This window comes from Synechococcus sp. CBW1108, assembly GCF_015840335.1.
Taxonomy (GTDB): domain Bacteria; phylum Cyanobacteriota; class Cyanobacteriia; order PCC-6307; family Cyanobiaceae; genus Cyanobium_A.
In genome coordinates this window covers 1,406,074-1,430,449 of the sequence record NZ_CP060395.1, presented here as the reverse complement: position 1 = coordinate 1,430,449, position 24,376 = coordinate 1,406,074, and the positions used below count along the sequence as shown (strand labels likewise).

At 64.6% G+C, this 24,376-nt stretch carries 23 protein-coding genes, 1 tRNA gene and 1 pseudogene; 12 read left to right on the top strand and 13 right to left on the bottom strand.

Annotated elements, in window-relative coordinates:
- Positions 1 to 19 precede the first annotated feature (19 nt).
- Positions 20 to 1,585: a SpoIID/LytB domain-containing protein gene (locus tag H8F27_RS07600; protein ID WP_231596586.1), complete on the bottom strand. Its 1,566-nt coding sequence runs from the start codon at positions 1,583 to 1,585 to the stop codon at positions 20 to 22.
- Between the two features lie 76 nt (positions 1,586 to 1,661).
- On the opposite strand from H8F27_RS07600, the gene rpmI reads away from it, so the two are divergent.
- From rpmI to H8F27_RS07585, 3 genes are read left to right on the top strand one after another with little or no spacing between them, the layout of a single operon-like run.
- A complete protein-coding gene (rpmI, locus tag H8F27_RS07595; protein ID WP_197152822.1) occupies positions 1,662 to 1,859 on the top strand; it encodes a 50S ribosomal protein L35 in 198 nt (65 codons plus the stop codon).
- 60 nt (positions 1,860 to 1,919) lie between these two features.
- The gene (gene rplT / locus H8F27_RS07590; protein ID WP_197152820.1) at positions 1,920 to 2,267 is read left to right on the top strand and encodes a 50S ribosomal protein L20; all 348 of its coding nucleotides are present in this window, start codon (positions 1,920 to 1,922) and stop codon (positions 2,265 to 2,267) included.
- Between the two features lie 19 nt (positions 2,268 to 2,286).
- Complete coding sequence (locus tag H8F27_RS07585; protein WP_197152818.1) at positions 2,287 to 2,829, top strand: tetratricopeptide repeat protein; 543 nt, start codon at positions 2,287 to 2,289, stop codon at positions 2,827 to 2,829.
- A gap of 10 nt (positions 2,830 to 2,839) precedes the next feature.
- Here H8F27_RS07585 and H8F27_RS07580 read toward each other — a convergent pair whose 3' ends face one another.
- A complete protein-coding gene (locus H8F27_RS07580) occupies positions 2,840 to 3,370 on the bottom strand; it encodes a hypothetical protein (protein WP_197152816.1) in 531 nt (176 codons plus the stop codon).
- 58 nt (positions 3,371 to 3,428) lie between these two features.
- Between H8F27_RS07580 and H8F27_RS07575 the strand changes: the two genes are divergently transcribed.
- The 3 genes from H8F27_RS07575 (at position 3,429) to H8F27_RS07565 (ending at position 6,702) form a co-directional block, all read left to right on the top strand.
- Complete coding sequence (locus H8F27_RS07575) at positions 3,429 to 4,253, top strand: thiazole synthase (protein WP_197152814.1); 825 nt, start codon at positions 3,429 to 3,431, stop codon at positions 4,251 to 4,253.
- 102 nt (positions 4,254 to 4,355) lie between these two features.
- Positions 4,356 to 5,549 (top strand): NAD-dependent epimerase/dehydratase family protein, encoded by a 1,194-nt coding sequence (locus H8F27_RS07570; protein WP_197152812.1) that lies wholly within the window; start codon positions 4,356 to 4,358, stop codon positions 5,547 to 5,549.
- A gap of 16 nt (positions 5,550 to 5,565) precedes the next feature.
- Complete coding sequence (locus tag H8F27_RS07565) at positions 5,566 to 6,702, top strand: glycosyltransferase family 1 protein (RefSeq protein ID WP_197152810.1); 1,137 nt, start codon at positions 5,566 to 5,568, stop codon at positions 6,700 to 6,702.
- 1 nt (position 6,703) lies between these two features.
- On the opposite strand, the gene mrdA is transcribed toward H8F27_RS07565, so the two are convergent.
- From mrdA to cbiD, 5 genes are read right to left on the bottom strand one after another with little or no spacing between them, the layout of a single operon-like run.
- Positions 6,704 to 8,461 carry a penicillin-binding protein 2 gene (mrdA, locus tag H8F27_RS07560; protein ID WP_197152808.1) on the bottom strand — a complete coding sequence of 586 codons (1,758 nt, stop codon included), beginning with the start codon at positions 8,459 to 8,461 and terminating at the stop codon, positions 6,704 to 6,706.
- A 2-nt stretch (positions 8,462 to 8,463) separates the two neighbouring features.
- A complete protein-coding gene (locus tag H8F27_RS07555) occupies positions 8,464 to 8,823 on the bottom strand; it encodes a hypothetical protein (RefSeq protein WP_197152800.1) in 360 nt (119 codons plus the stop codon).
- A 51-nt stretch (positions 8,824 to 8,874) separates the two neighbouring features.
- Entirely contained in the window at positions 8,875 to 9,504 is a 630-nt protein-coding gene (locus H8F27_RS07550) for a hypothetical protein (RefSeq protein ID WP_231596585.1), read from the bottom strand.
- A gap of 46 nt (positions 9,505 to 9,550) precedes the next feature.
- Positions 9,551 to 11,203 carry a glutamine-hydrolyzing GMP synthase gene (guaA, locus tag H8F27_RS07545; RefSeq protein WP_231596584.1) on the bottom strand — a complete coding sequence of 551 codons (1,653 nt, stop codon included), beginning with the start codon at positions 11,201 to 11,203 and terminating at the stop codon, positions 9,551 to 9,553.
- Positions 11,204 to 11,252: 49 nt separating this feature from the next.
- A complete protein-coding gene (gene cbiD, locus H8F27_RS07540) occupies positions 11,253 to 12,404 on the bottom strand; it encodes a cobalt-precorrin-5B (C(1))-methyltransferase CbiD (protein ID WP_370594480.1) in 1,152 nt (383 codons plus the stop codon).
- A 74-nt stretch (positions 12,405 to 12,478) separates the two neighbouring features.
- Between cbiD and H8F27_RS07535 the strand changes: the two genes are divergently transcribed.
- From H8F27_RS07535 to H8F27_RS07520, 4 genes and pseudogenes are all read left to right on the top strand, one after another.
- Complete coding sequence (locus tag H8F27_RS07535; RefSeq protein WP_197153430.1) at positions 12,479 to 13,633, top strand: alanine--glyoxylate aminotransferase family protein; 1,155 nt, start codon at positions 12,479 to 12,481, stop codon at positions 13,631 to 13,633.
- Positions 13,634 to 13,706: 73 nt separating this feature from the next.
- A tRNA-Gly gene (locus tag H8F27_RS07530) sits at positions 13,707 to 13,778 on the top strand.
- Positions 13,779 to 14,036: 258 nt separating this feature from the next.
- Positions 14,037 to 14,284, top strand: a pseudogene (locus H8F27_RS07525) (type II toxin-antitoxin system Phd/YefM family antitoxin).
- A 270-nt stretch (positions 14,285 to 14,554) separates the two neighbouring features.
- Positions 14,555 to 16,123 (top strand): IS5 family transposase, encoded by a 1,569-nt coding sequence (locus tag H8F27_RS07520; RefSeq protein ID WP_197148269.1) that lies wholly within the window; start codon positions 14,555 to 14,557, stop codon positions 16,121 to 16,123.
- A 528-nt stretch (positions 16,124 to 16,651) separates the two neighbouring features.
- Here the strand turns inward: H8F27_RS07520 and H8F27_RS07515 are convergent.
- Entirely contained in the window at positions 16,652 to 18,175 is a 1,524-nt protein-coding gene (locus H8F27_RS07515; RefSeq protein WP_197152798.1) for an alpha/beta fold hydrolase, read from the bottom strand.
- Positions 18,176 to 18,461: 286 nt separating this feature from the next.
- Between H8F27_RS07515 and H8F27_RS07510 the strand changes: the two genes are divergently transcribed.
- Positions 18,462 to 19,559, top strand: a complete 1,098-nt coding sequence (locus H8F27_RS07510; RefSeq protein WP_197153429.1) for an IS5 family transposase — start codon at positions 18,462 to 18,464, stop codon at positions 19,557 to 19,559.
- Positions 19,560 to 19,877: 318 nt separating this feature from the next.
- Here H8F27_RS07510 and H8F27_RS07505 read toward each other — a convergent pair whose 3' ends face one another.
- Positions 19,878 to 20,159 carry a hypothetical protein gene (locus H8F27_RS07505; protein WP_197152796.1) on the bottom strand — a complete coding sequence of 94 codons (282 nt, stop codon included), beginning with the start codon at positions 20,157 to 20,159 and terminating at the stop codon, positions 19,878 to 19,880.
- A 191-nt stretch (positions 20,160 to 20,350) separates the two neighbouring features.
- Between H8F27_RS07505 and H8F27_RS07500 the strand changes: the two genes are divergently transcribed.
- On the top strand, positions 20,351 to 20,575 hold the full coding sequence (locus H8F27_RS07500) for a hypothetical protein (RefSeq protein ID WP_197152794.1): 225 nt from the start codon (positions 20,351 to 20,353) through the stop codon (positions 20,573 to 20,575).
- Positions 20,576 to 20,857: 282 nt separating this feature from the next.
- Here H8F27_RS07500 and H8F27_RS07495 read toward each other — a convergent pair whose 3' ends face one another.
- From H8F27_RS07495 to H8F27_RS07480, 4 genes are all read right to left on the bottom strand, one after another.
- On the bottom strand, positions 20,858 to 21,841 hold the full coding sequence (locus H8F27_RS07495; protein ID WP_197152793.1) for an IS5 family transposase: 984 nt from the start codon (positions 21,839 to 21,841) through the stop codon (positions 20,858 to 20,860).
- Between the two features lie 44 nt (positions 21,842 to 21,885).
- Entirely contained in the window at positions 21,886 to 22,785 is a 900-nt protein-coding gene (locus tag H8F27_RS07490; RefSeq protein ID WP_197152792.1) for a DUF302 domain-containing protein, read from the bottom strand.
- A gap of 17 nt (positions 22,786 to 22,802) precedes the next feature.
- The gene (locus H8F27_RS07485; RefSeq protein WP_231596582.1) at positions 22,803 to 23,432 is read right to left on the bottom strand and encodes an alpha/beta hydrolase; all 630 of its coding nucleotides are present in this window, start codon (positions 23,430 to 23,432) and stop codon (positions 22,803 to 22,805) included.
- Positions 23,433 to 23,606: 174 nt separating this feature from the next.
- Complete coding sequence (locus H8F27_RS07480; protein WP_197152790.1) at positions 23,607 to 24,209, bottom strand: hypothetical protein; 603 nt, start codon at positions 24,207 to 24,209, stop codon at positions 23,607 to 23,609.
- Positions 24,210 to 24,376 lie beyond the last annotated feature (167 nt).

The following is a 24,376-nucleotide window of genomic DNA, read 5'->3' as shown; positions in this document are numbered from 1 at the left end:
TCCCAGAAGTAGGTGAATCCTAGGGGGAACCGGCCGCAGACCCTGGGTCCCTGGGCAGGGCGACCAGGGGCTCCAGGCTGGTGCCTGGGTAGTAGTGCCCAAGGATTTGCGCCAGGCTCCAGCCCCTGCGGGCCAGATCGATGGCGCCCGCCTGGGACAACCCGGCACCGTGGCCAAAACCGCCCCCATCAAATCGCCAGCGACCCGAACCTTCCGGACGCAGCACAAACAGGGTGCTGGGCAACTGGCGCAGATTGCGGCGGATGGCATCGCGCCTCAGCACGACGCTCTGGGGCTCTCCGGCCGGGCCCCTGGCGTCGATGGCCAGGGCCAGCACCCGGCCACTGGGGCCCCGCTCCAGCACGGTCAAGCGGGTTGGGGTGCCGAGCTGGGGGGCTGTCTTGGCCAGGGCCCGCTGGATCTGGGCCCCATCCAGCAGGCGGGACCAGCGGAAGCGGGGGTGATCGAAGCCATAGGCCCGGGAGGTGGCTGCCAGGGCCGCCGCCACCCCGGCCGGCTCCAGGGGCAGGGTCACCTTGGTCTGGATCGCCCCGGGGCCATCCACCCAGGGCCGCAGATAGGGGAGGGCGGAGCCATTCCACACCTCCTCGAAACCGGCCGAAATGCCCCCATTGGTGGCGTGATACACCCCATGAATCGGCGCCCCCTGCCAGGCCAACACCTGGTGGCGGGTCACCCCGATCGCCCGGCGCACCGCCGGCCCCGCCTGGCGGGGATCGGCATACACCTGGCACTGGGTGTCGGCGCAGAGGTGGTAGCCATCCACCGCAAAGCGCCCCTGGTTGCGCAGGGCCCAGGTGCGGGCCAGCACCGCCTGGGCCGCGAGGGCGGCCGGCGGGGCCCCTGCCCCGATCTCATGGGGCACCACGCCCAGCAGATAGCGCTCCAGGGGCACCTCCTCCACCAGGGTCCAGCTGCCGTAGGCATCGCCCTGCAGCCGGAAGGGCCCAGCAAACACCCCTCCCTGCCAGCTCAACCCGCCGGGCGCCTCCAGCCGCAGGGGGCCCTCGAGCAGCACGGCGTCCCCCCCGGGCCGGCGTAATTCCAATGCCAGGCGCTGGCGCTGGACCTGCTCCAGCCGCCGCGGCGTCACCCCAGCCGGAACCGGCGCCTCCAGCGCAGCCCACACCTCCCACTCGGCCGGATGGGCAATCACCACCTCCGCCCCGGCCTGGCGCCAGCGGGCGGCAGCCTCCTCGGCACTTTCATAGCTGGCGAAGGGGCCCCACACCTGGCGCCGCAGGGTGAGGGGTTCGGCCAGGGGAACGGAACGCCACTGGAGCAGGAATTCCGGGGCGGCAAACCGCTCGCCCTTGGAGGTCTCCAGCCGCAGGTTGCCTGTGGCACTGCGCAGCCGCAGGGGTGTGGGCGGCTGGAGCTGGGCCGCCAGGGCAACCCAGAGCACGGGCGCAACGGCGGAGACGGGCGGCGGCGGCGGCACCTGCCAATGCAGGGCTGCCGCCTTCAGGGATGCCGCGTTACATCCCCCGCTCAACAACAGCGCACTGGCCCAGATCCCTGCTTGCAGCACTGGTGGGGCCGGGGGGAAGGGGAACCGGAACATCGCAGCAGGCGGGCGGCTTGGAGGAGGGTGGGGCCACGTCGTACTCTGCTTGTCTGTGCCCGCCGCGACGCGAGACATGCCGAAGCTCAAGACCCGCAAAGCGGCCGCCAAGCGGTTCAAGGCCACCGGCACGGGCAAGTTCATGCGTCGCCGGGCCTTCCGCAGCCACCTGCTCGATCACAAGAGCCCGAAACGCAAGCGTTACCTGGGCACTATGGCGCTGGTTGACGAGCGTGATGCCGACAACGTCAGCGCCATGCTCCCCTACGCCTGACGGGGTTTTGGCCCCAACTCTTTAACTTTTTCTTTCCTGATTCACCCCTGATTCACCGCCATGTCACGCGTCAAGAGGGGCAACGTTGCCCGCAAACGCCGTAACAAAGTTCTGCGCCTAGCCCGGGGCTTCCGCGGTGGCAACGGCTCCCTCTTCCGCACCGCCAACCAGCGGGTGATGAAGGCGCTCTGCAATGCCTATCGGGATCGCCGTCGCCGCAAGCGCGACTTCCGCCGCCTCTGGATTGCCCGGATCAACGCCGCAGCCCGCCTCAACGGCCTCAGCTACAGCCGTCTGCTCGGTGGCCTCAAAAGAGCTGACGTGCGCCTGAACCGCAAGATGCTGGCCCAGCTGGCCGTGGTTGACCCGGCCAGCTTCAGCAGCGTGGTGGGTGCCGCCCAAACCTGAAATCCCCTGGTAGGTCCCCTTGGACGCCCTCCTTCCGCAGACCTACCTGATTGGGCTGATCGTTCTTCTGGGCGTGGCCGCCGTAGTGGTTGGGCGCCAGCTCTGGCGGGTGCGCGCCGATGAGGTCACCCTGGCCAAATTGGAGCAGAAGGATGGCAACCAGCCCTCCGATGCAGCCACCCTCTATGAGCTGGGCTCGGTGCAGTTGCGCAAGCGCCTGTATGGCCAGGCCGCCGAATCGCTCAAGCAGGCCCTGAAAAAAGCCGAGGCCGCCAAGGAGCCCGCCGAAGCCCAGGCGGTGATTGAAAACGCCCTGGGCTTTGCCCTGGCCGCCCAGAACAACTACAAGAGCGCCATCCGCCACTACCGCCTGGCGCTAGCCGCCAAACCGGCCTACCCGGTTGCCCTCAACAACCTGGCCTACGCCCTCGAGAAGCAACTGAAGCGCGAGGAGGCCAAAGAGGCCTATGAGCAGGTGATGGCCCTCGATGCCAGCAACAAAACCGCCCGCAAACGGCTCAAATTGCTGGCCCGTAAGGGCGGATTGGACCAGAGCGCCTAAATCCAGCCCATCACAGCCCGCCAGCAGCTGGACTGGAGCCCAGGGGCTTCAGATCCAGGCGACCCCCGGGGTTGGTGAGCCGGGGAGACTGCCAGCCGGATAGCTGCAGCCCCTCCAGCCCCGAGAAGACGCCACCCATCTCCAGGCCCGCCACCTCGCACTGGCAGAGCATCACCAGATCGAGTTGGTCAGACTCGGCGTTCAGGTTGCCCTGCACCGGGGTTGTGACCCCGCCGAGGGTGAGTTCTCCGCGCAGGTCAATCATCTGCCCCATCGGCGTCACGCTGGCCAGCCGCAGCTCGGCCTGGATGCTCTGGCTGGGGCCGCTCTGGCCGATGCCAAAGGATTGGTACCCGCCACTCCAGGTGCGGGCCATCTGGGTAGCCAGCAGCTGGGCGCGGGCCACGGGATCGAAGGTTTCGGCCCCGACCGAACCAACCGCCAAGGGGGTGGACGCCCCTGCCGGCGAGGCCACCAGGGCCAGCAGGGCCAAGGGGGCAGCGGCAAGCCAGGGGAGCGAGCGAAGAATGGCCAGGGACACGGTGGGAGGAACCAGCTAGTGGGAGGCTAGGACCGTTGCCAAGCTCCGGCCCTGCTCCGTGGTCACCACCGCCGCCCCCACCCCTGCCCCCAGCGACCCGCTGGTGATTGCTGGCCGCCGTTTCGGCAGCCGCCTGATGACCGGCACCGGCAAATACCCCAGCCTCGAGGCGATGCAGGCCAGCATTAGCGCCAGTGCCTGCGAAATCGTCACCGTGGCGGTGCGGCGGGTCCAGAGCCAGGCTGCCGGCCATGGGGGCCTGATCGAGGCCATCGACTGGACCCGCATCTGGATGCTGCCCAATACGGCCGGCTGCGCCACTGCAGAGGAGGCCGTGCGGGTGGCCCGGCTGGGCAGGGAGTTGGCCAAGCTCGCGGGCCAGGAGGACAACACCTTCGTGAAGCTGGAGGTGATCCCCGACACCAAACATCTACTGCCCGATCCCTTCGGCACCCTGGAGGCCGCCGAGCAATTGGTGAAGGAAGGCTTCACAGTGTTGCCTTACATCAATGCCGATCCGCTGCTGGCCAAACGGCTGGAGGAGGTGGGCTGCGCCACCGTGATGCCGCTGGGCTCGCCGATCGGTTCCGGCCAGGGCATTCGCAACGCCGCCAACATCGCCCTGATCATCGAAAACGCCCGGGTGCCAGTGGTGGTCGACGCCGGCATCGGCGTGCCCAGCGAGGCCGCCCAGGCCATGGAAATGGGCGCCGATGCCCTGCTGATCAACAGCGCCATCGCCCTGGCTGGCAATCCGGCGGTGATGGCCAGGGCCATGGCCCTGGCTACGGAAGCTGGCCGCAGCGCCTTCCATGCCGGACGCCTGCCGATCCGAGCTGAGGCCAGGGCCAGCTCCCCGGGAACCGGCCTGGTGGGCAGCTGAGACAGGCCTGGCAAGTCCAGGGCCGAACGCCTGTAGTAGCTTGCCCAGCGGAGCATCTGCTCGACCTGCAGGGGTCTGGAACTTTTCAGAATGGGGGTTGGGATGAAGGTCTTCGTTCTGGGTGGCGACGGCTTCTGCGGTTGGCCCTGCGCGGTGAACCTGGCGGATGCGGGCCACGAAGTGGTCATCGTCGACAACCTCAGCCGCCGCAAGATCGACATCGATCTGGAGGTGGAGTCGCTCACCCCGATTGCCACCATGGGTGAGCGGCTGCGGGCCTGGGAGCAGGTGGGCGGCAAGCCGATGCGCTTCCTGCACCTCGACCTGGCCCATGAGTATCAGCGGCTGGTGGATCTGCTGCTGGCGGAGCGCCCCGATGCAGTCGTCCACTTCGCCGAGCAGCGGGCCGCGCCCTATTCAATGAAGAGCAGCGCCACCAAGCGCTACACGGTCGACAACAACGTCAACGGCACCCACAACCTGCTCGCCGCGATCGTGGAGAGCGGCCTCGATATCCACATCATCCACCTGGGCACGATGGGCGTCTACGGCTACGGCTCCCACCGCGGCGCCACCATCCCCGAGGGTTACCTCAAGGTGGAGGTGCCCCAGCCCGACGGCAGCCGCTTTGAGGAGGAGATCCTGCACCCGGCCTCTCCTGGCAGCGTCTATCACATGACCAAGACGCTCGACCAGTTGCTCTTCCTCTACTACAACAAAAACGACCGGGTCCGCATCACCGACCTGCACCAAGGCATCGTCTGGGGCACCAACACCGAGGCCACCGAGCGGGACCCGCGCCTCACCAACCGCTTCGACTACGACGGTGACTACGGCACCGTGCTCAACCGCTTCCTGATGCAGGCGGCGATCGGCTATCCGCTCACCGTGCATGGCACCGGCGGTCAGACCCGCGCCTTCATCCACATCCGCGACTCGGTGAAGTGTGTCCAACTGGCCCTGGAAAACCCCCCGGAGCGGGGCGAGCGCGTCAAGATCTTCAACCAGATGACCGAGAGCCACCAGGTGGGCGAACTGGCCCGCAAGGTGGCGGCTCTCACCGGCGCCGAGATCAACTACCTGCCCAACCCCCGCAACGAGGCCGTTGAGAACGACCTGATCGTGGACAACCGCTGCTTCATCGAGCTGGGCCTCAACCCCACCACCCTCGATAACGGCCTGCTGGCCGAGGTGGTGGATGTGGCCCGCCGTTGGGCCGACCGCTGCGACCGCAGCCGCATCCCCTGCGTCTCGGCCTGGACCCGCACCCAGGCCCAGGCGATTCAGATGGCCTGAGGCGGGACCTGAACCCTTGAAAATCGCCTTCTTCACCGAAACCTTCCTGCCCAAGGTCGACGGGATCGTCACCCGGCTGACCAAGACGGTGCAGCACCTGGTGGCGGCCGGCGACGAGGTGTTGATCTTCTGCCCGGAGGGTGCGCCTGCCAGCTACATGGGGGCCAAGGTGGTGGGGGTGCCGGCCATGCCGCTGCCCCTCTACCCCGAGCTCAAGCTGGCCCTGCCGCGGCCCGCGGTGGCCGAAGCCCTCGACCTCTTCCAACCCGACCTGGTGCACGTGGTCAACCCGGCCGTGCTGGGCCTGGGCGGCATCTGGCTGGCCAAAACCAAGGCCTACCCGCTGGTGGCCAGCTACCACACCCACCTGCCCAAATACCTGGAGCACTACGGCATGGGCATGCTCGAGCCCCTGCTGTGGGAATTGCTCAAAGCCGCCCACAACCAGGCCCGGCTCAACCTCTGCACCTCAACGGCGATGGTGCAGGAACTGAGTGAAAAGGGCATCCAAAACACCGACCTGTGGCAGCGCGGTGTGGATACGGAGCTGTTCCGGCCCACCCTGCGCTCCCAGGCCATGCGGGAGCGGCTGCTCAACGGCCACAGCGACACCGACAAGTTGCTGCTCTACATCGGCCGGCTGTCGGCCGAAAAGCAGATCGAGCGGATCCGGCCCGTGCTCGATGCCCTGCCGGAGGCCCGGCTGGCCCTGGTGGGGGATGGGCCCTACCGCCAGCAACTCGAGAAGATCTTTGCCGGCACCCCCACCCACTTTGTGGGTTACCTGGCCGGGGAAGAGCTGGCCTCGGCCTATGCCAGCGGCGACGCCTTCCTGTTCCCCTCCAGCACCGAAACCCTGGGCCTGGTGCTGTTAGAAGCGATGGCGGCGGGCTGCCCGGTGGTGGGCGCCAACCGCGGTGGCATCCCCGACATCGTCAGCGATGGGGTGAACGGCTGCCTCTACGAACCAGACCAGGAGGGCAGCCTGGCCGCGGCCGTCGAGCGCCTGTTGGGCGATGCCAGCCAGCGGGCCCAGCTGCGCCAGAACGCTCGCCAGGAAGCGGAGCGCTGGGGCTGGGCTGGCGCCACCGACCAACTGCGCGGCTACTACAAACGCCTACTGGCCCATCCCGAACTGCAGCTGGTCGCCTGAGTCAGGGGCGGGCGGGGGCAGCGGCCAGAGCGCCCCGAAACCAGGTGGTCATCAACGCCTTCACCATTGGCGCCGCCACGGTGCCGCCATAGCCCCCGGAGTTTTCGCCGAAGGCGATGATCACCAGGGTGGGCTTTCCAGCTGGGGCATAGCCCCCAAACCAGGCATGGTCGGGCCGGGGTGGGTCCTCACCGGTGCCGGTCTTACCAGCCACGGCCGGCAGGTTGGGGTCGTTGAGCAGGGTGGCGGTGCCGTTGGTCACCACCTGACGCAGGCCGTCGCGTAGGACTTTCAAGGTGGCCGGCTTGAGCCCGATCCAGGTGCGCTCGGTGGGGCGCTCCACCAAGTGGGGCGTCACCAGCCAGCCCCCATTGGCCACCGCGGCATAGAGCCGGGCCATCTGGATCGGTGTCACCTGCAGGGCCCCCTGGCCGATGGCCGAGGTGATCGTGTCCACGGGCGTCCATTCCTCCCCCAGCGCCTCCCTTTTCCAGGCCTGGTCACCCAGCAGCCCCGGCGTTTCCTCGCCCTTCAACTCGATGCCGGTGACCTGGCCGTAGCCCATCCGGCGGGCGGCCTTGAACAGCTCATCGGGGCCCACCTTGAGCCCCACCTGGTAGTAGAAGGTGTTGCTGCTCACCGCCAGGGCAAGGGGAAAACCGATCGCCCCGTGGGCGCCATGGTCGCCGTAGCAGAGGCCCGCGTAGCAGAAGGAGTTCATCGTCATCACCTTCGAGTCGGCCGCATACAGGCCCGATTCAAGGCCCGCGATGGTGGTGACGATCTTGAAGGTGCTTGCCGGGGGAAAGCCCTGGAAGGCGCGATTGAGCAGGGGGGCATCCGGGGTGTTGAGGCTGGCCCACTGGCTCGTGCTCGGGGCGGGGGAAAACACATTGGGATCAAACGTGGGCCGACTGGCGAGGGCCCGGATGGCTCCGGTCTGGGGATCGAGGGCCACGATCGCCCCCTTGCGGACCCCATCGAGGGCCCGCTCCGCCGCCTTCTGCAACTCCAGATCCAGGGTGAGGCGTAGGTCCTTCCCCGCCCTGGCGGGTTTTTCGCCCAGGATTCGCTGCACCTCACCTGCCGCATTGACCTCCACCTGCTGGCCGCCCCACTCGCCCCGCAGGTGGCCCTCGAATTGCTTCTCCACGCCACTGCGGCCCACCCGATCGCGGATTCGGTAGCCCTTGGGCTGGAGCTGGTCGTATTCCTCCTCGGTGATGCCGCTGGTGTAGCCGAGTACGTGGGCCGCCAGCCGACCGTGGGGATAGCTGCGCAGGATGTCCACATCCACCTCGGCGCCCGTCAGGCCGGCGGCCTGCTCCTTAAAGCGCAGCACCTGCTCAGGGCTGAGCCCCCTGGCCAACTCAATCCGAAATCCCTCCGCATTGGCTCCGCTGCGACGCTTGGCATCCAACTCGCCAGCCCCCACTGCCAGCACCGCCGCCAGCCGATCCCGCAGGGCGGGCCACTGGGTCTCGCCCACCTCCCGGGGCTGGATGTAGAGGTTGTAGGTGAGGCGGCTGCTGGCCAGCACCTGGCCATGGCGATCCAACAGCCGGCCCCGGATCGGATTACGGGGCATCAGCCGGATTCGATTTTCATCGGCCCTGGCCCGATTCTCAGCGCCGTGCACCAGCTGCAGCCAGGCCAGCCGCGCCACCATCGCCCCACTGAACAGCAGCACCACCGCCAGCAACCAGGCGGGCTGCCGGCCGATGCCGCAATGGCGCGAAGCCCCTGGACCAAAGGCCATGGTCAGTCGGATTCGAGCCGCTGCTCCAGCAGCTCCAGCCGCTCAGCTATGCGGGCCAGACCCTGTTGCAACTCCAGGGCGTCCTGGGGATCAGCCGCTTCGGCCGCCACGTCGTGCACCTCCACCTTCATCACGGGATTGCCCAGGCCGGGGCTGACCCGGTCCAACCCCTGGCGCAGCTGACTTGCGGCCGGTTCCCCCTCCTGGCGCAGGCTGCCGAGCGGATCCTCTGAGCGGCCATCAAAGGCAGCCAGCACCGCCTGGGGACCGCCCTTGCGAGCGCGGTCGACCACTGCCAGGCCGACGGGCAATAGGTCCTGCATCAGGGTGAGCCGCAGGGCATCAAATGGGTCAGTGGCCATTGCGGCAGTCCTGGCTCAAGATTGCCAGTCTGACCTGCCTGGGGCCCCGGATCAGGGGGCTAGGCGCTGGATGCCCGGATTGACGATCACCTGGCGACAATTTTGCTGACTGCCCCACCACCAACCCCCAGCCACCGCAATCACCAGCAAGGAGGCCAGGGGCACCAGGGCCTGGCGGGTCACATCGAGGGAAAGCCACTCCATCCAGGCGAGCCAGCTGCGCTCCCGGTCGAAGCGCCGCCGGGCCTTGTGCTCCTCATTCAGGCGCCGCTTCAGGGCCCGGGCCACCCAGCGTTCAAAGGACTGCTTCTTGGTGACCGCCATCTTGCGCTCCACCTCGAGCAGCTGGCCGGCGGTGAGCTCGGGGTTGAACGTGCTGATCAGCTCCAGACTCTTGATGAACATCTCCACCGCCCCATCCTTGGCATCGCGCTCGTCCTTATCGAGCAGATCCCAGTTGACTTCGGGGTAGAACCGGGCCCGGTTGGTGAGGATCTGCTCCTCCATTAACTGGCCGGGCTCCCGCAACCAACGGTCGGTATTGGCGTCGAAGCGGCGCCAATAGAGAAAGGGGTTGAGGTAGACGGTCTTTGCCCCGAACTGGATGCTGTCCTGCTGCAGCCTGCGCTGCCTGTCGGAATCAGGGGTTGTCGAGCCGGAGGTCACGGTGGCAGCAGTCACGACGGCAGGGCTGGGAGCCGATGGTATCGAAGCTGCGGGGCCGGGGCTACTCCCACTCGATCGTGCCGGGGGGCTTGCTGGTGATGTCGAGCACCACCCGGTTGACGCCCTTGACCTCGTTGACGATGCGGTTGGAGATCTTCTCCAGCAGGTCGTAGGGCAAACGCGACCAGTCGGCCGTCATGCCGTCTTCCGAGGAGACGCAGCGCACCACGATCGGGAAGGCATAGGTGCGCTTGTCGCCCATCACCCCCACGCTGCGCACCGGCAGCAGCACGGCAAAGGCCTGCCAGATCTCGTTATGTAGGCCGGCCTCACTCACTTCCTCGCGCACGATCAGATCGGCATCGCGCAGGATATTGAGCTTCTCGCTGGTGACCTCTCCCAGAATGCGGATCGCCAGGCCCGGCCCGGGGAAGGGGTGACGACCCACGATCTCCTGGGGCAGGCCCAGGCTGCGGCCCACCTTGCGCACTTCGTCCTTGAACAGGCGGCGCAGGGGCTCCACCAGCTTGAACTGGAGATCCTTGGGCAGGCCGCCCACGTTGTGGTGGCTCTTGATCTTCACCGCCACCCGCTCGCCGGTTTTGGGATCGATGCCCGTACCGGCACTTTCGATCACGTCGGGATAGAGGGTGCCCTGGGCCAGGTAGGCGAAGGGGCCGAGCCGCTTGCTCTCCTCTTCGAACACGCGGATGAACTCCGTGCCGATCAGCTTGCGCTTCTCCTCCGGATCGGTGACACCATCGAGCTTGTTGATGAACCGCTCCCGGGCATTGATGTATTCGACGTTGATGTGGAAGCGCTTATCGAAGAATTCCACCAGAAATTCAGGCTCCCCTTTGCGCATGAAGCCCTGGTCGATAAACATGCAGGTGAGCTGGTCGCCGATCGCCCGGTGCAGCAGGAAGGCCAGGGTGGAGGAGTCCACACCGCCCGACAGGGCCAGCAATACCCGCCTATCGCCCACCTGGGCGCGCACGTCGGCCACGGCCTCGTCGATGAAGGCGGCGGTGGTCCAGTCAGCCTCACAGCCGCAGATGTGGTAGACGAAATTGCGGATCAGGGCCATACCGCAGCTGGAGTGCACCACCTCGGGATGGAACTGCACGCCGTAGAGGCGCCGCTGGTGGTCGGCAACGGCCGCTTCCGGGGTGTTGTCGGTGTGGGCCAGGCGCGCAAAGCCATCCGGCAGGCGCTGCACCGAATCGCCATGGCTCATCCACATCGTGGAGCCCGATTCCACGTTGGTGAGCAGGTCGATCGGGTCGTCCACGTGCAATGGCGCCTTGCCGTATTCGGCGCGACCGGCGGCCACCACCGCCCCGCCCAGCTGCTGCACCATCAGCTGCATGCCGTAGCAAACCCCCAGCACCGGGATGCCCAGCCCCCAGATAGCCGGATCACACACCGGCGCCCCGGCCTCATACACGGAATTGGGGCCGCCGCTGAGGATGATGCCCTTGGGCGCCAGGGCCGCCAGCTCCTCGGCGCTGGTGGTGTAAGCCATCACCAGGGAGAACACCTCGGTTTCCCGCACCCGCCGGGCGATCAGTTCGGAATACTGGGAGCCGAAATCGAGGATCACGACCGCCGGATAGCGGCTCGATTGGGACGTGGCGTCGATTTGGGGCGACAGGGCGGTCTGGGGCGACAGGGCAGTTGTAGATGCGAAGGTGGGGGATGGGGCTTGGGACATCGACAGCGCTTTAGCCCGAAGGCATTCTGGTCAGCCTAGGGGCGGCGATCTACGACTGCACTCCCAGGGCGCTGAGCTGCTCGAAACCCACCGGCCCGACAGCGCAGATCTGCCGGGAGCGGTCAAAGAGCACCGCCCCCACCGCCATCCGCTCCTGGCCATAGCGGGCCAGGTAGGCGAGGCTGCGCCGCTCCACCGCCGCCGCGATGCTCTGGCGCAGCCGCTCCGCCCTGGCTGGGTCGTGCCGACTCAACTGCGCCAAGGCCTCCTCCACCGTGGCGGCATCGTGCAGGGCCTGCAGCGCAGCCCCGCCCAGGCCTGCTAAGGCTGCCAGCGCCGTGAGCACCTCAGCCCGTCCATCGGCCAGATGGTGATGGGTGTGAAAAATACCGCCCGCCAATTTGATCAATTTGCCCTGATAGCCAAACAACAGCAGCCGCTGCACCCCCGCCTCGGCCGCAGCCACCAGCAACGGCCCGATCCAATTGCCCGCCTTAACCAACAGGTCAACCGGCACCCCCAGCTGCTGGGCCAGATCCAGGCCGTTCTCGCCGATCACCAACACCAAAGCACCGCCAAAGCCTTCAGCCCCGCAGCGCCCGCGCAGGTCAGCCAGGGCCAAGGCCAGCTGATCGGGGGCCGCACTGCGCTGCACCTCGGCCTGGGTGCCAATCAGGGCCAGTCCGTCCACCACGCCAAAGGCGGCGTTGCTGGTGCGCTCGGCCAACCGCCGCCCCTGGGGTATCACCACCACAAGCTCGAGGCCCCGGCCCTCGGGCACCAGGGGGCGGAGATTGCACTCCAGCAGCTGGCGGGCATAGGCCGAGAGGCAGGGCTCGCCGCTGGCCTGCAGCACCCCCACCCCCTCACCGGCCCGCAGCGCAAGCCACTCACCCGGGCCCTGGCGCCAACGCAACAACACCCACAGAACCAGGCCCCGGGTGAGATCGAGCACCTCAGGCCCCGGATCACAGCGGACCATCGCCAGCACCCAACCATCGGCGAGGGGTGCGGCCGACTCCACCGGCACCAGAGCGGGCTGCTGCGCCTGCTCCGGGCCCGCCGGGCTGGGATCGAGCCAGAGGGGCTGGAGACGCTGCCAGGCTTCGCCGCGCAGGCTGAGCAGGGCCGCCCGCGCCGCCGCCGCCAGCCAAACCGGCACGGTGTAGCCCTGGGGCGGGGCCGACGGATCGATCGGCATGGGCACAGACACGGGCAGGACTTTTTTATGGTGGTTGATTGGCCAGCCCGCTGCCGCCAGCCCTACCCCTCACCATGCAGGACAAACTCAGCCTGATGATCCCCGGCCCGACCCCAGTGCCGGAAACCGTTCTGCAGGCCATGGGCCGTCACCCGATTGGTCACCGCAGCGCCGATTTCCAGACGATCGTCAAGCGCACCACCGAGCAGCTCCAATGGCTGCACCAAACCAGCAGCGATGTGCTGGTGATCACCGGCAGCGGCACCGCCGCCATGGAGGCCGGGATCATCAACGTGCTCAGCAAGGGCGAGCGGGTGCTGTGCGGCGACAACGGCAAGTTCGGGGAACGTTGGGTGAAGCTGGCCCAGGCCTACGGCCTGGACGTGCAGGTGATCAAGGCCGAATGGGGCCAGCCGCTGGATCCCGAGGCGTTCAGGGCCGCCCTCGAAGCCGACACGGCCAAGGCGATCAAAGCGGTGATCCTCACCCACTCGGAAACTTCCACGGGCGTCATCAACGACCTGGAAACCATTGCCCAGCACGTGCGTGCCCACGGCACCGCCCTCACGATTGCCGACTGCGTCACCAGCCTGGGGGCCTGCCCTGTGCCGATGGACGCCTGGGGCCTGGACGTGATCGGCTCCGGCTCCCAGAAGGGCTACATGATGCCGCCGGGCTTGGCCTTCGTGGCCATGAGCGCCCGCGCCTGGGCCGCCGCTGGGCGCTCCGATCTGCCCAAGTTTTATCTGGATCTGGCCAAATACCGCAAAGCGGCCCAGGCCGACAGCAACCCGTTCACACCGGCCATCAACCTCTACTTCGCCCTTGAGGCCGCCCTGGAGATGATGCAGGCCGAAGGACTCGAGGCGATCTTCGCCCGCCACAGCCGCCACCGCACCGCGGCCCAGGCGGGCATGAAGGCGATCGGCCTGCCCCTCTATGCCGCCGAGGGCCATGGCAGCCCGGCCATAACGGCGGTGGCACCAGACGGCATCGATGCAGAAGCCCTGCGCAAGGCCGTCAAACAGCGCTTTGACATCCTCCTGGCCGGTGGCCAGGACCACCTCAAAGGCCAGGTGTTCCGCATCGGCCACCTCGGCTTTGTTTGCGATCGCGACGTGCTCACGGCCGTGGCCGCCATCGAGGCCACCCTGGCAGACCTGGGCATGCACCAGGGCAACCCCGGAGCTGGAGTCGCCGCCTGCGCCGCTGCCCTGGCCCAGGGCTGAGTCGCATGCGTTGCGGGAAGCCACTGACTGGCCGTAGGCTTCCCGTGACTCTGTTAATTTAAATCTACACCTTGCGGGTGTAATTCAGTGGTAGAATGTCAGCTTCCCAAGCTGAACGTCGCCGGTTCGAATCCGGTCACCCGCTTTCAGTCCAGGACTGAGATTTATTGTGCCTTGAGTAATTATCTCTCTTGGCACGCGTTGGCAGCATGCCAGATGCTGACCGTGGATAACAGGTCATGCCCGCGATTGGTGCAACCTTCTCACAGGGCTTCTCACTGCCGGGTCGTTTCATGGCCTGATTTGACCGTCCTTGATCGGTCCGGATCGCCGCAGTGGATCGACCGAATCCGAGACCTGAAACGCGACCTCTGATGCAGTCCTGAGCTGGCCTGACCCCCAGGTGGCGTACCGCGTGCTGACCGAGACCGCCGTAAGCATCTCGGAACAAAAAAGAACCCGATGGCCACCGTGGCGGCCGGTGACGGGATGGCGGTCGCGGTGCCCAACAGCAATGAGCCGGCCATCTACTGCGTTCCGGCCAAGGCCTACGAGGAGCTGATGGATCTCGTGGAAGACATGGAGCTAGGCCGCATTGCCGATGCCCGCCTGGCGGCCGGCCAGGAAGGCTGCTGGTCAGCCTCGATCTAAGTGGTTGTGCCCAGGCGGTTTTGATTGTCAAGCGACATCCGCTTTTGGTCCTCCGCTCAGTTTTCAGTGTCGCTTGACACCGGCTCGCGGCTCTGGCCGCCAGGCACGATCTCCCGGTTGAGGAGAGGCCCACCTCGACGAAGCCATGCTGCTTAGGGACTCCTGAAAAAGCCAAATCGACTGCAGCGCAGCTTGTTTCAGCGATCTAAATTTGATAAACTGGGCTCGTTCAGGGCAATTGACGATTGCTACAACTGCTGAGCACTGCAGATGTACCAGAAACGCCATAACGGGCAGCTCTCAATCGAGGATTTCCATCTGCCTTTTGGCGGCACGTTGGACACGGACAATCGCTGGGTAATCTTCTCCTCCCTGATGCCATGGGAAGAGTTGGAGGAATCATATGCACCTCAGTTCAATCCCACCACTGGCGCCCCAGCAAAGCCTGTACGGCTGGCATTTGGTGCGCTGTTCATCAAGCAGCGGCTTGGTCTGACCGACGAGGAGACCGTTGAGCAGATCCGAGAAAACGCTTACATGCAGTATTTCCTTGGCTATGCCGGCTATTCCAGCAAGGCACCATTCGACCCATCAATGATGGTTCATTTCCGCAAGCGTTTCTCCGAAGAGGAACTCACCCGGATCAATGAACTCATTGCCGAGCGGGGCAAGGCCATGCTGATGGAGGTTGTGGCGTCACAACAAGATGACGACGACACTAACGATCCAAGTGCCTATGCTGACAACCAGCTCTCACTTGACGACTTTGTGAAGCCGGCCGATTGGCCAGAAGGCAAGAATTGGGGAACACTCAGCATTGACGCCTCGTGCACACCAGCCGACATTACCTATCCAACTGATTTGAAGTTGCTCAACGAAGCGAGGGAGTCGACCGAACGGATCATCGACGATCTCTGCGAACAGAATTCAGACCTACGGAAACACAGTCCCCGATATGACCGTGGCAAGGCGCGTGCCAATTTCCTCAGGGTTGCTAAGCAGAAAAAGCCGCGTCGCCGCAAAATCAAAGCCACGATACGACGCCAGCTGGACTATCTGCAGCGGAATCTTGATGCTATTGATGCCCTGATCCACTCCGGGGCAATGCTTTCGGGCTTGAAGACCCATTGGTGGCAGAAGCTCCTCGTGATCAGCGAGCTGCACCGCCAGCAAAGCATCCTGCTGTACTCGAAAACGCGCAGCATGCCCGATCGTATCGTGAACTTGGTTCAGCGACACGTTCGGCCCATGGTTCGTGGTAAAACGAGAGCTGCTGTTGAGTTTGGCGCCAAAATTAGTGTTTCTGTGCGAAATGGCTTTGCCTTCCTGCACAGGATCAGCTGGGATCCATACAACGAATCCGAAGACTTAATTCCACAGGCCATGAAATACAAGCAAGAGCATGGCTGCTACCCCGAGCGAATCTGCGCTGATCGAATCTACATCAATACCAAGAACCGAAACTTCTGCACTCGGAACGATATACGGCTCTCTGGTAAGCGATTGGGGAGGCCGCCGAAGAATCCAGAGATCAGTGCTGCTCACAAGCAGCAGCTAAGCGCTGACCAGCGGAGGCGAAATGAAGTGGAGGGATGCTTTGGATCAGGGAAGAGGAAGTATTCACTGGACTTGATTATGGCTCGGCTGAGCAAAGGTGCAGAGAACTCCATCTCCATGGCCTTTGTGGTGATGTGCGCAGAGAAGATCCGGAGGCTCCTCCGCCTCTTTTTTATCACTATTTTTGCCTGGTTATGTACCTGGAAATGGCCAGGTAGTCTCTGGATGGGGCTCAGGAACATTTGGCAGCTTGAAACAAACCAATCACTGGCCACTGGATAACCGTGCGTTTGGGCTGCCTACGCCCTGCTATTTGGCTGCGATCGGATCCAGGTTGCGGTTCTTTTTTCAGGAGTCCCTGCTTAAGACCCGCAGCCGCAAGGTCTGCATGACCTGCCACAGCTGCCGGCAGCACATTCGGCCCACGGACCTGCAGGACGATTGGTCCCCTGGCACCGGACAACGCCAGCATCGTTGCGAAATCCAGGTCGTGAGTGAACACCGCATAGCCATGGGCAGTCGCGCACTGCATCAGGGCCGGCGGCCGTCAGCAGCGGGATCTATGCGATCGACACTGTCTCTTGTCAGCGACCGGTCATGTCGACCAGAAGGCTGGCCATCAGCTCAGGACCAGCGCCTCTTCCCGCTCTTGCGCGCGCCAGGCGGTGTAAGCCAGACCCTCATCGATGACGACATGCCCACTGTGATGCTTGGGCTGTTGCCGGGAAGCGGCAAGGGCAAAAGGTCGGGAGCCTCGATCACCACCCGCGCGACAGCCACCAACCGGCGGCTTCACCGCATCCCGCTGGGTCAGGGGCTCGCCAGGCGGCTGGTGACATCGGCCATCGGCAGGTCGGCATTGCCCCAAGCCTGACCGGTCAGCAGAGGAGCAGCCCCCGGCGACGGCCGTACTGCGGGACCGGCTGCAAAGGCGGCTTCCGTCCAAGCCAGCAGGAGCGGCCCCACGGCACCACCTGCGCTGTTCTGCCCAGGCCGCAGATTGAAGTGATCCCCGTCCTGTACTAGCACCAGTTGGTTGCCCAGGGTCTTGCCCCAACGCATTGGCTGGATCGCTTCGGGATCGGGAGGCACGACCCAGTCGCGGCTGCCGCTCACCAGCAGCACACGGCCGCTCAATTCGCCGCCTGAGCCCCGGGGAAACAGCAGCGACACCGGCGGGCTGACAGCCCCCACGGCAATGACGCGGGGATCTCGGAGGGCGGCATTCTGTGCACCCTTCAGCCAGCTGCATTGCAGCGTCCAGCTCAGGTTTCGATCGGGATCATCCACGTTCGAGCAGCGTTGGCGCAGGCTGCTGTCGGTGGGCCTCACCCCGGCCACCTGCAGGGCCGTGGTCGCCCCCCAGGAATGGCCCAGCACCACGACCCGCTCGGCATCGACAGGCCTGGCGAAGCCCAGCCGACCCGCCAACACCGCATCGAGCACGCCGCTCAGATCCTGCGGGCGCAGGGCCAGCTCCTCGGGGCCCGGCGGCGGCGCCTGGCCCGCCAGCACCGCCTCCTGCTGGCTGCTGTCGCTACCGGGATGGCGAGGCAGCACCACGGTGTAGCCCCGTGAGGACAGCAGCGTTCCCCAGCCCTCGAAGCTGGTCGGCTTGTCCCACAGGCCGTGGGAGATGAGCACCAGACGGCCGTTGGCACCGCTGGCTGGCTCGATCACCATCACCTCCAGCGGCTGGGGCCGATGGGGAACCTGCAGGCTGGCCAGCCGCCGGTTCACAGCCACCCCAGGGCCGTTCGTCGTGCCAGCGGGCAGGGCGGCGGCGGTTGTGGTGGCGAGCAGCGCTTCAGCCTGCTGCCGTTGCCCCGCCATCCGGGTGACGATCTGACGGGCGCGGCCGAGATTGAGCGTCACCCGTTGACCGGGGATCGCCTGCATCAGGCTCAGCAGGGTGGGCTCGCCGTTCGCGGAGGCCCGCAGCAGGGCTTCATTCAGCGTCCGCCCGCTGAGGTCGGTCGTGCGCCCCTCCACCGTGCCGAGCGAGGCGATCACGAGCATGGCCTGCTCGAGCAGGGGCGAGCCCACCGAACCATCGGCCACCTGTTTCACGCTGAGGGGCACTGGCTGGAGCAACAGCTCCCTGAGCTGGCGACCTGCGGCGCCACCGGTGGCGCGATCCAGCTCGGCCAGATCACTGTTGCCCTGGCGCAAGGCCTCAGGGGACTGCAGTTCATCCAGGCGTACTGTGAAACGGGTCTCCAGCAGGGGGATCTCAATCACCACCTCTTCTAGGGCCCTAGCCGGGGCCGAAGCCATCAGGGTGGCGATCAGTGCGCTTCCAAGCCGTCCGGCCAGGCGTAAGTGGCAGTTCATCGTCTGTTCAGCATTGTTGGTGACTTTCGCTGCCGGGATTGCCGCTGGCCATGGTGACCCCGCCAGGGTTGCAGGCCCCAAGCCTGGCGGCCTGTGGGAGGCATCGATGAACAACGAGTCGTGCTCTTGAGCTTCCATGGGCATCAGTGCCAGGCTCGTCCCAGAAGTGCAATGTCTCTCCATGGCCGCATCAGCGGGAGCCCCGCTGGTGCGTCGGCTGCGGATCGAGCACGACGATCTGGGTTTTCTCGAGGAGACGTCACGGCTGCTGGGATTTCGCAGCCGCATGCTGCAGCTGGAGGCGGGCACCAACCCCAGCCACCCGCTGCGGCGGATCCGGAAACTGGCGGATCAGGCCCTCGATCGACTCAATCCCACCTTCTGTGCGCTCTACGCCGCAGAAGGCCGACCCTCGGTGCCGCCCGAGCAGTTGCTCCTGGCCTCGTTGCTGCAGGCGTTTTACGGCATCCGCTCGGAGCGGTTGCTGTTGGAGCAGCTCAACTACAACCTGCTGTTCCGTTGGTTTGTGGGGCTGAGCCCGGATGATCTGATCTGGCACCCCACCACATTCACCAAGAACAGGGAGCGGCTGCTCAATGACCAGGTGATGGGAACGTTCCTGAAGAAGCTGATGGCGGCTCCCGAGATCAAGCCCCTGCTCAGTGATGAGCACTTCTCCGTCGATGGCACGCTGCTGCAGGCCTGGGCGTCGCATGCATCTCTGGAGCGGATCGACGGGCAGGACGATCCACTGCCACCACCGTCAGGCCCCGGTGAGGGCTTTGGTGCTCCCAAAGGCGAAAAGAAGCGTGCCAAAGGCGACTTCCGCGGCATCAAGCTCAGCAACCAGACCCATCGCTCCAGCACCGATCCCGACGCGCTCCTGTGCCGGAAATCCAATGCCCACCCGGCACTTCCCAGCTACCGGGGGCATGTGCTGATGGACAACCGCCATGCCCTGATCGTGGACTGCAGGGTGACACAGGCCGTGGGCACTGGGGAGCGGGATGCCGCCAAAGACATGGCTGCTGCCATCCCCGGTGCCCACCAGAAAACCCTTGGTGCCGACAAGAACTACGACACCCGGGGCTTTGTCGTCCAGATGCGGCGGCGTGGCGTGACACCGCACGTGGCGCAGAACACAGCTCGGCCTGGTGGTTCTGCGATCGATGTCCGCACCACTCGCCACAAGGGCTACGCCAAGTCGATCAACGCCCGCCGCGGCATCGAGAAGGTGTTTGGTTGGATCAAGCAGTGGGGCGGGCTGCGCCAATTCAAAGTGCGCGGCACTGAGAACGTCAATGCGGTGTTTGGCCTGCATGTGATCGCCTACAACCTGATCCGGCTGGGCAACCTGCTCAAGCCAGCGATGGCAGCGGCATGACCATGAAAAGGTCGTTGCCCCGAAGTGTGACCAGGCGGCAGGGATCAGACAGACCCAACAGAGCAAAACGCAAAACATCGTGCGTTCTGATCCGCTGATTTGCTGAACCCGGGCCCTTCCGGCGTGTGATCAGTTCTCCGGAAGGAAAAACGCGCCTCGTCAGACGGTTTTTCTGCAAACTCCTAAGAGATCAAAACGGCCCACACCTGGAACGTTCGGCCCCAGGCGCCAACGCCAGCAGCTTCGACCATCTACAGCCATTGGAATGTTGATTGGTTCAGGACCCTCGGGCACTGCTCGGGGGTTTTTGATTTCTCCCTATTGGCCATCCCCGCACCCCCGCTGCAGCACTTCCCGTCGCAGAGCATCAAGGTCGTTGGAGCGCGGATCCTGTGGAGCAAAGAGCAGCGCCCAGGCCAGAGGCACTTGCTGGCGATCAAGAGCCGAATCCACGGCACTCAACCAAGCCTTGGCATCACCACCGAGCCGAGTCACCAAGGACTGGTTGGCCTCCATCTCGCTGGCGCTGGCACCGGTGAGCTCGATCCGCGCAAAGTCACCGCCTGAGGCGCCGCGGGGCCGCAGCCTTGAGGTCCACATGGGCAACGACGCCCGCTTCATGACGCGCGACCTTGCCAGCGCCTTTGATGTAGCCAATGGGGTGACGCCCGCACCTATCTCTATAGGGGGTTGAGGTTGTCAAGCGACATCCGCTTTTGGTCCCGGACCAGTTTTCGCTGTCGCCTGACAGAGGTGATTTCGCCTAGGGTCGCTGCACTCTCAAAAGGTCGATGCGCCTGATTCAGCTGCTTACGATCGTACTGTTCGCTGCTCCTGCCTTCGCTCAGGACGGGCAGGTCTACTTCCGCAGGAAGGGCAATCAGCAGTTCATCGGACCTAATACCGAGCTGAAGCCAACCAACTGCAAGACCGCAGACGACGGGACCATCAGCTGTGACGTTCAAATCCAGAACCCCGCCGACCCAAGCACCCGCTACAGAATCCAGCAGCAGTAGACACCACCCTGGCGGAGGCCCTGGCCCGCAGCAGCGCGTCCGGTCCAGCGCCTTGCGCTCGATGAGTGAACGACGCCGGCGACTAGATGGGCTCGAGCGGTCATTGCTCTAGGGAAACTCTGATCAAGCCCCGCTCCTCAGTTCAGGGTGGTCTCAGTCTCGTCTATGAGACCTCTACACGTGATGATTCTGCATCGCTGGCGCTTTAGATCGCTTCATGCGGCCTGAATCATCGTCTTCTGTTCAGGATTTCTGGCTTTTAGGCACACTGAGCCTCTGCACTCATGCTGTTGCTGGTCTTCGTTGCCTGATCTTGTAGAGGTTGGCCAGGGCGAACAGCATCTTGAGCTTGTGATCGTTCTTCTTGATGCCTCGGTAGCGCGTCTTCTGGAAGCCGAATTGTCGTTTGATCACCCGAAAGGGATGTTCCACCTTGGCTCGCAGGTGAGCTTTGGCCGTCTCAAACAAATCCTCCAGCCTTCCCTCCGCCGTATCGGGTAGCGCACGGCGCTGGCCTGGCCTCATGGCGATCCGGAACTGGCACGGACTGTCTGCGAATTCCTCGCGCTTCTCAATGCCGAGATGGCCTGAATCTCCGTAGACCATCTTCTCCTCGCCGTGCAGCCGCTCGGTGGCGGTGTTCAGTTCATGCACATTGGCGGCGGTGCTGACCACGGAGTGGACCAAGCCTGAGGCCGCATCCACTCCGATATGGCAACGCATGCCGAAAAACCACTGGTTCCCCTTGGCCACCGAGTGCATCTCCGGGTCCCGTTCACACTTCTTGTTCTTGGTGGAACTGGGGGCGTGGATGATCGTGGCATCGAGGATCGTCCCCTCCTGCAGCAGGGCGCCTTGATCCTTGAGCGCCTGCTTGACCGCCTCGAAAATCTGCTCGCCGATTCCGTGCTCCTCGAGCAGATGACGAAAATTCAGAATCGTGGTCTCATCTGGAATCCGCTCAGAGACCATGTCGATCCCCACAAAGCGCCTGAAACAGGGGGTGTCGATCAGCATCTCCTCCATCAACGGATCCGACAGCGTGAACCACTGCTGCAGCAAGTGAATGCGCAGCATCACCTCCAACGGAAACGGCGGCCTGCCTCCCTTGGCAGATGGCTGATGGTAAACCGGACGGATCAGTGCATGGAAGTTATTCCAGGGGATCGTCGCTTCCATCTCGTCGAGGAAGATCTGCCGCCGCGTCTTCTTCTTGGCGTAGACCTGCTCGTAATCGCTGAACCCCAGCTGAAGTGATCCGCTCACCGGACAGTCTCAAGCTTGGACTTGAGGCCAGTTTACTAGGTTTTTCAGGGGTTCCCTAGGGCTTCTGACAAGGTCTTCTTCAGCCGACGATTAATGAGCCGAAGCGGTAATCCAACTGAAATCTTCTGTCTGTCGGCAAGAGCCAGTAGGTCATTGAAGGTCACGTGAACGGTGCCACTATTGTCCTGCCAGATCAGAATCTTCTGACAAAAGGCATCGAGACCCATTGTCGGTGCCGACTCCATCGCCTTCCCACCGGGTCCCGGCGCGCCGAACAGAATCAGGGCTGTTGGATTCAAGACGACGCCATGCTCCTTCGCGCGGGCGGCAAAATCGACTCTGGCGAAGGTCACCGCGTCCGATTGAGCGTCAATCGTGCCTTGGATTCGCCGCTCGGTTGCCTCAAAGTCATGCGTACTCTGGAGAGTGACCAGCCCTGCGTCCGGCATTGCGTCAGAGGGAAACCTCGCTACCGAGCTATCTGGAATTCCCCTCACGGCCTTGGCAATTGCGGCCTCATAGCGCGTTCGGACGCCCGCATCCTCGGGCAACGAATAGCGACGTGCCACATAGTCGTAGGTGTTGGTAATCACGGCAGCCCTGCCCGTGCTCTGGTCCTCGAACGCGAGCGCTCGCAGCGGCAAGTCGACGCCCGCGCGCGGGTTGTTTCGCAGGATCGCAGCCTCCAGTTCCGGATCAGACCAGATCAGCACATGGGCCGGCGGCATCGATGAGCCAGCCTCCGCGGCACGCCGGGAGTGATCGATGTCCACGATTACCTCGAACTCCGGATTCGTCCGGACGTTATTTGCAAGAGCCTGGTACAGCCTGTCTGGCTCGACGTAACGGCTTTCCGAGATGCTCTCGTTATCGCGGGAACATGCTGTAGCCAGAAATAGGACGCAGATCAGGAACAATCGGCGCAGGCCGAGTCTGGGTGTCATGCTCACCTCCGGGTGAATCAATCATCGCGCGAACTGGCCGCAGCCACCGGCGCCTGGGGAGTTGCAGGGGCGGCTGTTGTTGCCGTTGTGCTGGCGAGGAGAGCCTCCGCCTGCTGCCGTTGGTGCGCCATCCGGCTGACGATGGCGCGGGCGCGGCCGAGATTGAGGGTCACACGCTGACCTGGGATCGCTTGCATCAGGCTCAACAGAGTGGGTTCCCCCTGGGCTGACGCCCGAAGCAGCGCGTCCCGCAACGTGCGTCCGCTCAGGTCCGTGGAGCGTCCCTCCACCGTGCCGAGCGAGGAGATCACCAACATCGCTTGTTCCAGCAGGGGGGAGCCCACGGAACCATCGGCCACCTGCCGGAGGCTCAGTGGAACGGGCTGCAGGAGGAGGCTCCGCACCTGACGCCCGACGGCGCCATCGGTGGCACGATCCAGCTCCGCCAGATCACTGCTTCCCTGTTGCAGTTTCTCAGCACCACCCAACTCATTGAGGCTCACCCTGACGGTGGTTTCCAGCAGAGGAATCTCGATCAGCACCTCCTCTAGGGCCAGAACCGGGGTCCCCGCCAACAGAGCGGTCAGCACCCCGGCACCGAGCAGGGCGGCCTTCAGAGCACGACGGCGGCACTTGTGGAAGGTCATCGGCATCTCGAGGATTGAAAACGGTTCGTGCCCAGGCCTGATCGCGACTGGATGCGCCGAAAGGAAGATTCTGAGGACGCTGCAGCATCGAGGCGGGGGCTGAAGCGGGCAGCGTCTGAGCAGCCAGCTGGCACAACCATGCAAATCCGCACCGCGCGGACCCATGCATGCTTGTCAGAACAACACCTTCACGCCAGCCTCCAAGCCGTTCTGATAGCTGCTGAAGCCGTTGTCCGGTGAGCCTCCGTTGTTGTAGTTGATGCCGAAGTAGCGCCAGGAGAGCCGCAGCTGGGTGCTGTTACCCACTGCATAGGCCAGTCCCAGTTGGGCATTGCCGCTGAGATCGTCGCTGCCACTAAGACCGAAGCCACCGATATCCGCCCGGGCGAACAGCTGCAGCCTTGGAGACAGAAACACCCCGGCCTGGGTGCCCAGCAGCGGCTGCACCCAGGTGCGATCAAGGGTTCCTTCCGGCTGTTGGCGACCATTGAGGAGCTCCGCCGAGACTCCCAGCTCCGCCTGCACCAGGCGTAGTCCTGCATAGGGGATGACGCTGAATTGACCTGAACGGCCCACGGCAGTCTCGCGATCACCGAATCGATAGCGCAGAGCGAGGTCGTAGAGCCCCTGGATCGTCGTCAGTTCACCGCTGCCGCTGAACACGCCGTAGCGACCTGTCCGCACCTTCTCTGCACCGAGGCGCACGTAACTCAGATCCGTGAGCAGGCCCAAGCGCTCGTGTTCAACGCTGCCGCGCAGGGCTGTGTCCCGCGTCAACCCCCTTGGCCGCTTGGCGTCAATCAAGTTGGCCGGTGAGGGGAACTGATTTCCCCCCGGTTGTCGCCGGCGACAACCGGGGGGAAATGGCGCTGGAGGCGACACGAATACTGAGCCATCCATCGCTCAGAGCCATTGCCAGCACTGACTTCCTCTGATCGGCACCA